General features: G+C 61.1%; 13 protein-coding genes. 4 read left to right on the top strand and 9 right to left on the bottom strand.

Annotation, left to right across the window (positions count from 1 at the left end):
• Window positions 1-59: 59 nt before the first annotated feature.
• Window positions 60-650, bottom strand: a complete 591-nt coding sequence (locus ACI2KA_RS15555; RefSeq protein ID WP_404503373.1) for a TetR/AcrR family transcriptional regulator — start codon at window positions 648-650, stop codon at window positions 60-62.
• 121 nt (window positions 651-771) lie between these two features.
• Between ACI2KA_RS15555 and ACI2KA_RS15550 the strand changes: the two genes are divergently transcribed.
• Window positions 772-1998: an MFS transporter gene (locus ACI2KA_RS15550; protein WP_404503372.1), complete on the top strand. Its 1227-nt coding sequence runs from the start codon at window positions 772-774 to the stop codon at window positions 1996-1998.
• A 94-nt stretch (window positions 1999-2092) separates the two neighbouring features.
• Here ACI2KA_RS15550 and ACI2KA_RS15545 read toward each other — a convergent pair whose 3' ends face one another.
• Complete coding sequence (locus tag ACI2KA_RS15545) at window positions 2093-3427, bottom strand: aspartate aminotransferase family protein (RefSeq protein ID WP_404503371.1); 1335 nt, start codon at window positions 3425-3427, stop codon at window positions 2093-2095.
• Between the two features lie 103 nt (window positions 3428-3530).
• On the opposite strand from ACI2KA_RS15545, the gene ACI2KA_RS15540 reads away from it, so the two are divergent.
• A complete protein-coding gene (locus ACI2KA_RS15540; protein WP_404503370.1) occupies window positions 3531-4379 on the top strand; it encodes a LysR family transcriptional regulator in 849 nt (282 codons plus the stop codon).
• A 47-nt stretch (window positions 4380-4426) separates the two neighbouring features.
• Here ACI2KA_RS15540 and ACI2KA_RS15535 read toward each other — a convergent pair whose 3' ends face one another.
• Window positions 4427-5314 (bottom strand): LysR substrate-binding domain-containing protein, encoded by an 888-nt coding sequence (locus ACI2KA_RS15535; protein WP_404503369.1) that lies wholly within the window; start codon window positions 5312-5314, stop codon window positions 4427-4429.
• Window positions 5315-5421: 107 nt separating this feature from the next.
• Here ACI2KA_RS15535 and ACI2KA_RS15530 point away from each other — a divergent pair, with 107 nt between their 5' ends.
• Window positions 5422-6675 carry an SRPBCC family protein gene (locus ACI2KA_RS15530; protein ID WP_404503368.1) on the top strand — a complete coding sequence of 418 codons (1254 nt, stop codon included), beginning with the start codon at window positions 5422-5424 and terminating at the stop codon, window positions 6673-6675.
• Window positions 6665-7756: a 2Fe-2S iron-sulfur cluster-binding protein gene (locus tag ACI2KA_RS15525; RefSeq protein ID WP_404503367.1), complete on the top strand. Its 1092-nt coding sequence runs from the start codon at window positions 6665-6667 to the stop codon at window positions 7754-7756. The genes ACI2KA_RS15530 and ACI2KA_RS15525 overlap by 11 nt, the downstream gene beginning before the upstream one ends.
• A 59-nt stretch (window positions 7757-7815) precedes the next feature.
• Here ACI2KA_RS15525 and ACI2KA_RS15520 read toward each other — a convergent pair whose 3' ends face one another.
• From ACI2KA_RS15520 to ACI2KA_RS15495, 6 genes are all read right to left on the bottom strand, one after another.
• Window positions 7816-8826, bottom strand: a complete 1011-nt coding sequence (locus ACI2KA_RS15520; RefSeq protein ID WP_404503366.1) for a GlxA family transcriptional regulator — start codon at window positions 8824-8826, stop codon at window positions 7816-7818.
• Window positions 8827-8857: 31 nt separating this feature from the next.
• The gene (locus ACI2KA_RS15515; RefSeq protein ID WP_404503365.1) at window positions 8858-9856 is read right to left on the bottom strand and encodes a 4-hydroxyproline epimerase; all 999 of its coding nucleotides are present in this window, start codon (window positions 9854-9856) and stop codon (window positions 8858-8860) included.
• A gap of 9 nt (window positions 9857-9865) precedes the next feature.
• Window positions 9866-10723 (bottom strand): ABC transporter permease, encoded by an 858-nt coding sequence (locus tag ACI2KA_RS15510; protein WP_404503364.1) that lies wholly within the window; start codon window positions 10721-10723, stop codon window positions 9866-9868.
• The gene (locus tag ACI2KA_RS15505; RefSeq protein WP_404503363.1) at window positions 10723-11568 is read right to left on the bottom strand and encodes an ABC transporter permease; all 846 of its coding nucleotides are present in this window, start codon (window positions 11566-11568) and stop codon (window positions 10723-10725) included. Before ACI2KA_RS15505 ends, ACI2KA_RS15510 begins: the two co-directional genes overlap by 1 nt.
• A 21-nt stretch (window positions 11569-11589) precedes the next feature.
• A complete protein-coding gene (locus ACI2KA_RS15500) occupies window positions 11590-12681 on the bottom strand; it encodes a glycine betaine/L-proline ABC transporter ATP-binding protein (protein ID WP_404503362.1) in 1092 nt (363 codons plus the stop codon).
• A gap of 85 nt (window positions 12682-12766) precedes the next feature.
• Entirely contained in the window at window positions 12767-13618 is an 852-nt protein-coding gene (locus ACI2KA_RS15495; RefSeq protein WP_404503361.1) for a glycine betaine ABC transporter substrate-binding protein, read from the bottom strand.
• Window positions 13619-13689 lie beyond the last annotated feature (71 nt).

Below are 13689 nucleotides of genomic sequence, written 5' to 3'. Positions count from 1 at the left end.
AAATCTGCCCCGCCTCGCTTCAGCGTCCTTGCGCCGCACCTGCAATGCAAGCCTGGCGGCTATTTCCTGATCCGCAATCCTTCCAGCAACCTGCGGAAGCTTTCAACGGCTCTCTTCGAGGTCGTTTCGGGGTCGTCGGCATTCGCGATCCACTGGGCCGCGCTGCTGCTCGCCGCATTGATGAAACGGGCGCACGCCTCCGGATCGACATTGTCGATCGTGCCTTCCTGCCTCAGCGCATCGAGGCTTCGCGCGACAGCCGATATGCAGCCATTGGCATTTGGCCAGCGGGACGGATCGCCAAGAACGGCCGGTCCGTCGCGGAACATGATCCGCTGGATTTCCGGCTCAAGGGCCATGCGGACATAACCGACATTTTCCTCGACGAAGCCCTGCCACCGCGTCGGGGCCTGCGACGAGATTTCACAGAGCCTGGCCGTCATCTCCGCGTCGATCTCAGCCACGACCGCCAGCAGCAAGCCTTTTTTGTCGCCGAAATGGTGATAAAGCGCGCCGCGGGTCAGCCCCGCCTCCGCCGTAAAGTCGTCCATGGACGCCTCGGCATAACCGATGCTGCCGAAGGCCTTGCGGCCGGCGGCCAGAAGCTTGGCGCGCGTCTCGGCGATCATTTCACTGCGGGGTTTGCGCATTTTGCCTCCATATTCAGCATACATCGCGTATATTAGTTGACATACGCGGCGTATGCAATTATCTCATTCACATACGCCACGTATGTGTGTGGTGGATACCCTCCGAACAAGGTGCATCCCGATGTCCAATCCATACAGAGAAATTTTCCGGGCTCCAGGCGCCAAAGGCTTTTCTGCCGCAGGTTTCTTCGCCCGACTGCCGATTGCGATGGCCCCTATCGGCATCGTCGCCATGCTTTCACAAACCCATGGTGAATATTGGCTAGCCGGCGCCGTCTCGGCGACCTTTGCGCTCACCAATGCGGCGGTTGCGCCGCAGATCTCGCGATTGGTGGACCGTCGGGGCCAGAGCAGCGTTCTTATTCCGGCAACCACCCTGTCGGTGCTGGCCTTTGCGGCATTGCTCATCGCCACCAATCAGAGATGGCCGGCGTGGACCCTGTTCCTCTCGGCCTTCCTTGCTGCGGCCATGCCCAGCATTCCCGCCATGATGCGCGCCCGCTGGACGGAAATCTTCCGTGGCAGGCCGGAACTGAATACGGCATTTGCCTTCGAATCCGCAGCCGACGAGCTTGTCTACATTGCCGGCGCGTCGCTTTCGGTGGGGCTGGCGGTCTCACTTTTTCCGGAAGCGGGCATGATGATCAGCACCACCTTCCTGGCGCTTGGCACTTTCGCCTTTCTTCTGCAGCGGTCCACCGAACCCAAGGTGCGCCCGGCCGAAGGCGGTCGCCGGCAGCGTTCGGCGATCCGGCTGCGGCCCGTACAGATCATCACAGTCGCGCTGATCTTCGTCGGTTCGACCTTCGCCACCGCCGAGGTGAGCGCGGTTGCCATTACCAAGCAACTCGGTCAGCCGGAAGCGGCCAGCCTCGTCATCGGCGTTTATGCCATCGGTTCGTTCGTGGTCGGCCTGCTTCTCGGCGCGCTCAACCCCAAAATGCCGCTGCACCGCCAGCTGCTGATCGCCGTCAGCGTGCTTGCCCTCACCGCCCTGCCGCTTCTCGGCGCCTCTACCAGCGTTGCCTTGCTCGCTTCCGCGGTTTTCCTCAGCGGCGTGGCAATATCGCCCATTTTCATCACCGCCTTTGGTCTGATCGAGCGCCGCGTACCGGAATCGATGCTGACGGAAGGCGTGACCTGGGTAATGACCGGAATCGGTATCGGCATGGCGCTCGGCGCCTTCATTTCCGGCTGGGTGATCGACAATTTCGGTCCGGGCAACGGCTTCTGGGTATCGGTCGTTGCAAGCCTTTCGACAGTCGCCATCATCAGCCTTGGCCAACGCAGCCTCTCCGCGGAGAAGGGGCATGACGACCCGCAGACGGTGGCCCAGCCGGCCGAATGACAATCCCTATACCCATGCCATGATCTCCGGTGCGGAACCGCAAGCAAGGCGTGTTCCGCACCCCCGTGGCAGCCCGTTTCAATCAATCGCGATCCTATCGCGCCGCCTCTGCCGTCTTGATCGACTCCGCCAATATGTCCAGACCGCGGTCGATCTCGGCATCCGATACGGTTAGCGCCGGGGCGATGCGGAAGACCCCGCCCATGCCGGGCAATTTGACGATGTTCATGCTCAGCCCCCGCAGCATGGCCTCCTGCATGATACGGGCACCGAGCTCGAAACCCGGGGCTTTCGTATGCCGGTCGGCGACGACTTCCAGGCCGAGAAGCAGCCCACGACCACGCACGTCACCGACGCATTCGAAGCGCTGCTGCAACGACAGCAACCCCTGCTTCAGGCGATTTCCGCGCACAACCGCCTGTTCGACAAGGCCATCACGGGCCACCACGTCAAGAACCGTCACGCCGACAGCCGCCGGCAGCGGATCGGAAACATGGGTCGTATAGAACAGGAACCCTCTTTCGAACGCCTTTTGCTCGACTTCCGCACTCGTCATCACCGCAGCGAGCGGCAGGCCGGCGCCGAGCGTCTTGGAAAGCGTCATGATGTCGGGCGTCACACCATCGCGCTGGAAGGCGAACATGTGTCCGGTCCGGCCCACACCGGTCTGCGCCTCGTCGAGGATGAGCAACATGCCGCGCTCCGCGCACTTGTTCTTCAACGCCGCGAGATAACCGGCCGGCAGCTCTATGATACCGCCGCTCGACAGGATGGGTTCGGCGATGAAGGCGGCGAGATTGCCGGTCGACTGGCGATCGATCAGCTCGAAGGCATCGTCGAGTTCCGTCTGCCAGTCGTTTGATCCATCGGGATTCTTGAAGCGCGGACGATAGGCGTTCGGCGCCGGAATGACGAGAGAGCCGGCCGTTGCCGGACCATATCCCCTGCGGCCCGCGCTGTAGGTGGCGGATGCGGCGGCGCCGGTCATGCCATGCCAGCTTTGCGCAAAAGCCACGATCTCGTGGCCGCCGGTGACGAGCTTTGCCATGCGGATCGCCGCTTCGTTGGATTCGGCCCCAGTGGTCAGCAATTGCACGCGATCGAGACCGGGCGCCAGGGCCGCCAGCCGCGCCGCAAGGTCAACCACCGGCCGCGACAGCATGCCGGAGAAGAGATGCGCCACGGAGGCCATCTGCCGGTTGACGGTCGCGACAATGTCCGGATGGGTGTGTCCGAGCAGGGCGCTCATCTGGCCGGAGGTAAAATCGAGAATGGCGCGACCGTCCGCATCATAGACGAAACTTCCCTCCGCCCGTTCGACGATGATCTCCTCGAAGGCGGGTCCATAACGGGTCAGGTGTTTGTCGGCAGCGGCCCAAAAGGCCGGGTCATCGTTCAAGGATGTGACGTTGTTCAAGAGATTATCCATGGCTCGTTCCCCAAAAGCTGATTTTGCCGGATCGTAACAGGGTCTTGTCACGGCAGTCCAATTGATAGTATTTCAAGCCGATATTGATAATTTTGATATTGCCATGCTCGACCTCACGCTTCTGAAAAACTTCGTCATCATTGCCCGCGCGGGTTCCATCAGCGTCGCCGCCATGCAGATCGGCCGCACCCAGTCGGCGCTCAGCACCCAGATGCAGCGGCTGGAGGAACAGGTCGGTCACGCCTTGCTGCAGCGAACCGGCGCAGGCGTTCGCGTGACCGCGGCGGGCGAAAAACTGCTCACCCATGCAAACGCCCTGCTGTCCCGCCATGACGAAATTCTTGCCGACATGAATGGCGCAATGCTGCAGGGCACCGTCAGCCTTGGATGCCCCGAGGACTATTCGATCGCCTTTCTGCCGGAACTGCTGCGGGGCTTCTGCGCCACCCATCCGAAGGTCGATTTGCGGATGGTTTGCGCGCCCACGATAGAGCTGCGCCCCCTCCTGCAGCGCCGCCAGATCGATTTGGCGCTGGTCTCCCGCTCCGAACCGGACCATCAGGAGGTTCTTCGCAAGGAGAACTTCGTCTGGGTGGCGGACAGGCCGAAACCCGACCTGCTGGCCAAGGACGTCCTGCCGCTTGCGCTTTCCGCCCCCGCGACCCTCGATCACCGTGCGGCATGCGACGCAATGGAGAATGCCAGCCGCCGTTACCGGATCGCCTTCGCCAGCAACAGCCTTTCAGGCCTCATCGCCATCGCCCGTTCCGGTCACGCGATCAGCGTGCTGACGAAAACGGCCGTGCCGCCCGATCTTCATGTCGTCACAGGCGGGATGCCACCCCTGCCGACAATCGGTATCGCACTCGAATTTTCCGGCCCGCAGACTGCGTCGGCGGCAAGGGCTCTGGGCGATCACATCCGCGCCGTTCTGCCGGGCCTGAGCCCTTGAAGCGGTCTGCCCCGGTCAAGACTTGACCCGCATCCATGCAATTCCACTCACTCATGCAGCGCCGCAGTGAGCCACCCAGCCGTGCGGTCGATCACCATCGTCCTTCGCGATTTGCTCGGCAGGACAACATTGTAGCGCGCGCCGGAAGGCATTCTGGTGTCATCAAAGGGTATCAGTGTGCCATCATCCAGAAAGGTCTTTACCAGAAGGCCCCAGCCGAGCGCCAAGCCCTGCCCTTCGCGCGCGGCAAAGATGGTTTCGGTATAGTGATTGAAGCGCAGGGTCGGCTTTATCTCGAACCGGCAATCCAGGTTGGAAAGCCAATGGCTCCATGAAAGCCACGACCTGTCCTCAACATCGGTTTCGATCAGCTCATCGGCAGCCGCCAAAGGTCCTGTTCCGCGCTTTTCCAGATAACCGGGTGAGCATACGAGCATAAGCACGTCATCGCGCGATGCGATGACCGTTCCGTCACCGAATGGAGGAAGGCCATAGCGGATGGCGATGTCGATATCGCCGTCATCAAGGTTGATACGCGTATCCTGTGAAACGACCCGGATATGAATTCCGGGATTCTGCGCGCGGAAATCGGCAAGGCGCGGAAGCAGCCAGAAGGACGAAAACGCGACCGTTGCGCCGATGGTGACGACGTCTTTCGCCGATCCCCTGATGGCATCGATCGTCTCCGCGATGTCGACGAAGCTTTGCGCCAATGAGGCTCCGAGAGCCTCGCAGGCGGCGGTGGGCTCAATCGCCCGGTGCTTGCGGATAAACATCGGCACGCCCAGCTCATCCTCCAGCAGGGCGATCTGTCTGCTGACCGCCGCCTGGGTAACGCCAAGCTCACCGGCGGCAGCGGTAAAGCTTCTCCGGCGCAGAACCGCCTCCAGCATGATCAGCGCCGTCAGCGACGGCAGGCGCTTGCGAAACTGCATGACACCCTCTTTGCATTACATTTCATTATGTCAGCTTGAGAATTAATGTCGTTGAGAACCAAGGGATGCAAGCGCAATCTCCATGCAAATATACATCAGGAGATATCATGCTAAACAAGCTCGCATCATCCATCTCGTCATTGCTCGATGCCCGCACCAACGGGCACTCCCTGCCCGCCGGCCTCTATACACGCGATGACGTATTCGAAGCCGACATAGACGTGTTTTTTCACAGGCACTGGATCTGTGTCGGCCTCGATTGCGACGTTCCGGAAGCGGGCGATGCCACCGTGATCGAAATCGGCAGGACCAGCCTTATCCTTCTGCGGGACGACGAAGGCGAAATCCGCGTGCTGCACAATGTTTGTCGCCATCGCGGCTCGCGTCTGCTGGATGCGGGCAGCACGATCGTCTCGAAACTCGTCTGCCCCTACCACACCTGGACCTACGAGCTCACCGGCGAACTCAGCTATGCGCCGCACATGGGCAAGGACTTCGACAAGGATTGTCACGGTTTGAAGCAGGTGAATTTCAAGTCGATCGGCGGCCTGATCTATGTCTGTCTTTCCGACAATCCGCCGGAAGACATCGACCTCCTCGAACGGACGATGGCGGAACGTCTCGCCCCCTACGACATCCGCAATGCGAGGATCGCGCATCAGACCGACGTCATCGAAGATGGCAACTGGAAGCTGACGATGGAAAACAACCGCGAGTGCTATCATTGTTCGGCAAATCATCCGGAACTGTGCGTTTCTTTCGTCGACCTCGACTTCGGTTTCGATCCGGAAACGTTGAGCCCCGACGATCGGGAGCAGGCCGAAGAGCATTTCCGGCTTTATGAAGAGCGGACAAGGGCGTGGGAAACGGACGGATTTCCATCCTCGGCCGTCGAACAGCTCACCGATTGCGCCACCAATTTCAGGACGCAGCGCCTGATCATTTCCGGCGCAGGCGAATCCCAGACCCATGACGCGACCGCCGCTTCCGGCAGGCTTCTTGGCCATATGACCCGGAAGGACCTGGGCGACACGCACCTGTGGGGACACAATTCCTGGAACCACTTCATGGGAGACCATGCGGTTGTTGCAATCGTCATTCCGCTGTCGGCAGGTAAAACCCTGGTGCGAACGAAGTGGCTGGTGCACAGGGATGCCGTCGAAGGTGTCGACTACGATTTCGACAAGCTGACCGATGTGTGGATCGCAACCACCGATCAGGACGCGGATCTGGTCGCCCGGTCCCATGCCGGCGCCCTCGATCCCGCCTATCGGCCCGGCCCCTATTCCCGTTTTTCCGAAACCAATCTCGACAAGTTCGCGACGTGGTATATCGACCGGATGCGCGCCAATGGATATTGATTTCGCGACAGGAACACAGGGTGCGTCCGGAGACTGCGGCGTGTGGGATCCGGAGCATGACGACACGCTTGTCTGCGTCGATGTCCATCAGGAAACCCATGATGTGAAAAGCTTCACCTTCGCATCACCGCACGGCAAGCGGTTCGATTTCGAAGGCGGCCAGTATTTTCTCTTCGATTTTCCGGTGGGAAGCGACCCTGAACCGCGTTGCTACAGCATCTCGTCTTCGCCCCACCGGTCGACTGCTGTCAGCGTCACAGTCAAGCGCGTGGCAAACGGCCGGGTATCGAACTGGCTTCACGACAATCTGGCAAGAGGAATGACCGTGGGCGCGCAAGGCCCGCTCGGGCGCTTCATTCGCCCGCGGGCCGTCTCCTCCAAACTGCTTCTTCTTTCCGGCGGTTCGGGCATAACCCCGGTCATGTCGATCCTCCGCGACCTCGCGGATTGCTGCGAACCCGCGGATATCGTCTTCATGCACGCCGCGCGGACACCGCTCGATCTGATATTTCGCGATGAACTGAACTGTCTCGCCGCTCGAATGAAAGGGCTGCGTCTGCATTTTCTTCCCGAAACGGTGTTTGGCGAACCGTCATGGCCGGGCCTGACCGGCCGCATCACGCCCGAATTCCTGGCACTTGCCGTGCCCGATATTGCTGATCGGACCGTCATGTGCTGCGGCCCAACGCCTTTCATGGCGGCAGCCCGCTCGATTTCATCGGCGCTCGGTGTTCCAGCCGGACACTATATAGAGGAGAGCTTCGACGCGGCGGTGATCGATGAGCCGGAGCTGCCTGCGGAGGAAGCTGCAGCGGTTAGGGTCTGGCAGGTTGAATTTCAGAAGCAGGGCCGGAAAATCGAAGTCGCAAGCGGCCAGACCGTTTTATCGTCGGCGAAGAAGGCCGGCATTCGCTTGCCCTCGTCCTGCTCCAACGGTGTCTGCGGCACATGCAAGTCGAAGCTTGTCTCCGGCTCTGTCGACATGAACCACAATGGCGGGATAAGGCAACGCGAGATCGATGCCGGCATGTTCCTGCCCTGCTGTTCGCGACCGCTGAGCGATCTGGTCGTCGACCGTTGAAGGCCGGGCCGCGGTTGAACGGCATCAATCCTTGCGTGGGATGATGCCGACGCACGGCATCAGCCTGCTTCCAGAAATGCGGCGCGCAGGCGTGACGGAGTTTGCCCGAACTCCTTCTTGAACGAACGCGTGAATTGCGAGGCCGTGTGAAAGCCAAGATCCAGCGCAATATCGGTCAGCGGCAGTTTTGTCTGCGTAAGAAGCACCCTGGCGCGCTCGAGACGCACCCGAACATAGGCGCGGGCGGGCGAAATGCCCGCCTCCTTCTCGAAAATCCGCTCCAGCTGCCGGCGCGTCACACCCACGAGCGCCGCAAGCTGAGCGATCGGCATATCGCCGTCGAGATGCTGCTCCATCATGATCATGACGGCCCTGAGGCGCGTATCCCGATATTCCTCGTAAAGCGGCCTTCTTGGCTGGATTTCCAGATGGGAGCGCGCCTTCTCGATCTGCAGCACTTCCAGCGCGTTCCGCTCCGCGTCAGGGCTGATGTGACGCCGGACAAGAGCCGCCGCCATATCGGCGGCGCTGCTTCCGCCGGCGCAGGAACCCCGGCGCCTGTCGAGATTGAAAATCCTGTCCGGCCGGACTGACAGCCCGGGAAACCGCTCGCTGAATGCCTTGGCGTGGAGCCAGCTGACGCAGACGTCGTGGTTCTTCATCAATCCCGCCTCGGCCAGAATGAATGTGCCGGTGCAGATACCGAGCAAAGGGACCTTCCTCGCATCGGCCAGCTTTAAAAACCCCATGGTCTCATGATCGACGGGATCTTCCCGGTTCAGCAATCCGCCGATGACGGCAATATAATCGAACCGGGCGGGATCGACGAAATCCGATGTCGGGGCGACCTGCACACCGCAGCTTGACATGATGAGATGACGGGTGCTGCCAAGCACCTGCCAGTCGGCCCTGACCCGTCCGGAGCGATCCTGCTCGTCGCTGGCAAGGCGCAGGGTATCGACGAACATCGCGAAGGCCGACAGCGTGAACGAGCGCGCCAGCACGAAGCCAACCTTGAGCCGGCTGGTCTGCTCCGCCACGTCACCCTCTTTAAGCTGTTCCGGCCGCATTGCCCTGCTCTCCTGGCCTCGCTTCACCCGCTTACGAAATCTGGAAACCATGGGCGAGCGGGTCACGATCATCGACATAGATCGTGTTATGTCCGATGACACGCGCCCAGCCGCCGATGCTTGGAATGATCCCTTCAAAGGAACCGATGTTTGCCGCGCCTTCAACGCGCCCTTCAAAGACCGTGCCGATGAGGCTCTCGTTTCTGTAGGTTGAACCGACCGGCAGGCGCCCCTTTCCGTGAAGCTGCGCCATGCGCGCGGATGTGCCGGTCCCGCCCGGCGACCTGTCGATCGCCTTGTCGCCATAAAAAACCGCCGAGCGTCCATCGGCCCCGCTGCTGGCGGGCACATCGCACCAGATGGCATGATGCACCCCCCTGATGCCGGCATTATCGGGATGAACGGGATCGCAAACCTCCGCCAGGGCATGACGAAGCCTCTGGCTGTAGTCGACGATCCTCGATGCGGTCATCTCCTCGAAACCCGCCCAGTTTTTCTGGGGCTCGATGACCGCGTAGAAATTGCCGCCATAGGCGATGTCGACGACGAGCCGCCCGAGGCCGGGAACGTCGATTTCGACGTCGCCCTGATGGAGATAGCTTGCAACATTGTGCAATCGGACGGCGTCAACGAAACCGTCCTTCATCTGATAGGCGACATCGACCCTGCCGGCGGGGGTTTCGATGGCAACGACACCCGGCATGCGGGGTTTCACCAGGCCTTCTTCGATGGCGGCGGTGACAACCCCGATCGTGCCGGCGCCGCACATCGGCAGGCAACCGCTGACTTCGATGAAAAGGACGGCGAAATCGCAATCGGCGCGATGCGCGGGGTAGATGATGGCGCCCGACATGATGTCGTGCCCGCGGGGCTCGAACATCAGCGCCCGGCGGACCCAGTCATGTTCGCGAATGAAGATTTCCCGCCGCTCGCCGATCGGCAGATGCGGCAGCATCGGTCCGCCGGCCGCAACAAGGCGGACGGGATTTCCGCAGGTATGGGCATCGATGCAAAAGAACGAATGTCTCACGGGTCTTCCTCAATCCAGTGCCGGCTTCGCGGCCGTGTTGCGGTCAAGCAGCCCCCGGCTCAGCCGGTCGAGAAGCAGCGCCACGGCGACGATGGCAAGGCCGGCACGCAGGCCAAGACCCATTTCCATTCGCGTCAGACCGCGCGTCACCTCGGCGCCGAGCCCGCCCGCCCCGACGAGGCCGGCGAGAACCACCATGGCGAGCGACAGAAGGATGCACTGGTTGAGGCCAACGAGAAGCGTCTGTCTGGCGAGCGGAATTTCGATCTTCCACAGTACCGAGCGGGGATGGGCGCCAATGGCGCTGCCGAGTTCCAGGAATTCCCGCGGCACCTGGTTGAAAGCCAATGTCGTCAGCCGCAGCATGGGCGGAATACCGTAAACGATCGTCGCGATGATCGCCGGCACGCGCCCGAGGCTGAAGATCATCACCGCCGGGATCAGGTAGACCCAGGGCGGCACCGTCTGCATGACGTCGAGAACCGGGCGAAAGATTGTTTCCAGCGTCTTGTGCCGGGAACACAGGACGCCGATCGGAAATGCGATCATGACCGAGATCAGGACCGAGACGGTCACCAGCGCCACCGTCTGCATCGACGCGGTCCATAGTCCCACGAGCAGGCAGAAGCCGAGACAAAGGCCGGCCAGGATGGCCGCCCTGGCGCTGACGGCAAAAAACGCAGCCACGAAAACGATCACGATCAGCGCATAAGGCGGCACCGAAAGGAGCGTCGCCTCAAGGGCGGAAAGCACGGCCTCAACCCCATAACCTATCGCCGAAAACAGCGGATGCAGGTTGGTGTTCAGCCAGTCGACGGCCGGAGCCAGAAAGGCGCCCGGTGAAAACTGCAGGGTTGTATCGGCCATCACTTCCTCCCGGCCCCGATGCGGGCGGCACTCTGGGTAATGCGGTCAAGCACCATCGTCAGGACGACGATTGCAATCGCACCGTTGATCGATGTGGCGATATCGAGCGTGCGGATCGATCCGTAGATCGTCTCGCCAAGTCCGCCGGAACCGACGATGCCCGCGATCACCACCATGCCGAAGGCCATCATCAGGCTCTGGTTGACACCGGCCATGATGCTGGGAAGCGCAAACGGCAGGCGGATCTTGAAGAACATTTTGCGCGGCGTCATGCCGATTGCCTCGCCCAGTTCGAGAAACTCGTTCGGCGTCATCCTGATGCCGAGCGAGGTCAGGCGGATCGCCGGGGGAATGGCGACGACGACGGTGGCGATCAGCGCCGTGGCGGGGCCATATCCGAGGAGCGCAATGGCCGGCAGCAGATAGATATAGGGCGGCAATGTCTGGATAAGGTCCAGTCCCGGCCGCATGAACCGGTCGAGCGTGGTAAAGAACCCCGCCGCGATACCGATCGGAATGCCGATGGCCAGCGCCAGCACGGTGGCGGTCAGCACCAGCGCCAGCGTGCTCATGGTTTCCGGCCACAGACCCATCGCATGGCAGAGAATGAGAGCAAGGCCGCTCAGAACGGCAAACCAGCGATTGACGAGCCGCCACCCGACCAGCGCCACGATTGCGGCGACCAGATAAAAAGGCGGCAGTTCCAGCAGCCAGAGGATGCCACTATAGAGACCTTCGAGAACCAGCCGCACATGGTCGAAAAGGGATTCGCCGTTGTCGCTCACCCATTCCAGCGTTGCGTCGGTCCATTCGTCGAAGGCGTCCGTGAAGCCTGAAGTGTCCATGTCACGAAGCTCCCATAGAGATCAGGCCGCCGCGCGGTCGTGATTGGAGGACCCCTTGACGCCCATGAGAAGACTGCGGGGGGTGACGATGCCGACAACCTGCTCGTTGTCGACCACGGCGATGGCGTCGCGCTCCGACTGCATCGTCAGCGAAATCAGCTCATCGATGTCGGCGTCCGGCGTGGTGCGCGCCAGTGTCGAAAGATCGGAATTCGGCTCGGTCTTCCTGTAGTCGCTGACACTGTGCATGACCGAATGCGCCTTGATCAGATGCAGGCGGGAAATGCCGGCCACGAATTCCGCGACATAATCATCCGCCGGATTGAGAATGATCTCTTCGGCGGTCCCGGTCTGAATAATCGCGCCGTCTTTCATGATCGCGATGCGGTCGCCGATACGGATCGCCTCATCGAGATCATGGGTGATGAACACCGCGGACTTGCCGAGCTGCTTTGTCAGCTGGCGGAATTCATCCTGCAGCTGCCGCCTGATCAATGGGTCGAGCGCGCTGAACGGCTCGTCCATGAGAATGATTTCGGGATCGGAGGCCAGAGCGCGCGCAAGACCGACACGCTGCTGCATGCCGCCGGACAGCTCTGCCGGGTACCGCTCCAGCCAGTCGGCCAGACCAACCTTCTCCAGGGCCTGCCTTGCCGTGTTGTTGCGCTCGGCCTTGGCAATCCCCTGGACCTCGAGGCCGAAGGCGGCGTTCTCAAGAACCGTCCGATGCGGCAGCAGCGCCACGTTCTGAAATACCATGCCGATGTTCTTCGCCCGCATTTCACGCAGGTCGGGCGGCGACAGGGCAGCCACGTCGCGTCCCTTGACCAGCACCTTGCCGGCGCTTGGCGTGATGAGCTTGTTCAGCATGCGGATCAGCGTCGACTTGCCGCTGCCGGAAAGCCCCATGATGCAGAAGATTTCGCCGCGCCGAACCTGCAGGCTGGCATTGTTGACGCCGACAACGCAGTTGAATTGCTGCAATACTTCCTTCTTGCCAAGCCCGCGTTCGGCAATCGATCGCATGGCGGCGCCCGTCTTGTCGCCGAAGACCTTCCAGAGGGACTGGCAGTCGATCAGGATTTCGCTCGATTGAGCAGCGTCGATTTTCATGGCGGTTCCCTCGAGCCAATTGCGCTGGCTTCTCTGGTTGCTTTGACAGAGGCCGCCCGAAGAGTGCCGGGCGGCCGTTGCGCGATCAGTTCTTCTTGATATTTTCCCAACGCTTGATCAGGTCGGCATGGGCGCCGATCCAGTCCTGCACGGCCTGGTCCATGGTCTTGCCATCCTTGACCGCGCCATTGATCGCGGTGATATCGGCGATCGGCACGTAGACGCTGGCCATGACTTCGCGGGCATGCGGATTGTCGGCGGAGAAACCCTTCTGGCCGATCCAGTAATAACCCTGCGGCGGCGGGAAGACGCCCTTCGGATCCTTGAGATATTTCACTTCATATTTCTGGACCATCCACGACGGTTCCCAGACCGTCACCGCGATCCATTCCTTGCGGTCATAGGCCGACTTCAGCGCCGCCGTCATGGCCGCGGTGCTGCCTTCCACCAATTGCAGCTTGATGCCGTAATCCTTGACCGCGTTCGACGCGTCCTTCATCAGGCCGGAGCCCGGTTCGATACCGATGATCTTGCCGCTGAACTTGTCGCTGTTGTCGTTCAGCTGTTCGAGGCTGTCGATCGGCACGTATTTCGGAACCGCGATGCCCTGGTAAAGACCGTGCGAAACCGGCGAAATCTTCTCGAGACGGTTCTTGTTCTTGTTCCAGTAATCCTGAGCCACATAATCGGTCTGCGACGCCAGAACCTGGATGTCGCCCTTTGCGAGAGCAGCGTAAGCGATGCCCCATTCGGAGAATTCGGTGACCTTGACGGTGTAGCCGGCATCTTCAAGGACCTTCTTGGTGATGCCGGTAATGGGCGTCAGATCCTCCCAGGACAACGTGCCCATGTTGATGGTCTTTTCTTCCGCACGGGCCGGAAGCATGCTCATGCCAATCATGGCGGCGGCGCAAAGCGCCTTCCACATCGTCTTCATCGCTCTTACTCCTAGTTTCTTGTTCCCATCTTTGTTGAAGCCGCGCCGGACGCAGACTTCATATTGCGCGG

The sequence above is a fragment of the Agrobacterium sp. NPDC089420 genome (genome assembly GCF_044900305.1).
In the GTDB taxonomy this organism is placed as follows: domain Bacteria; phylum Pseudomonadota; class Alphaproteobacteria; order Rhizobiales; family Rhizobiaceae; genus Agrobacterium.
This window is presented reverse-complemented; position numbering and strand designations above follow the sequence as displayed.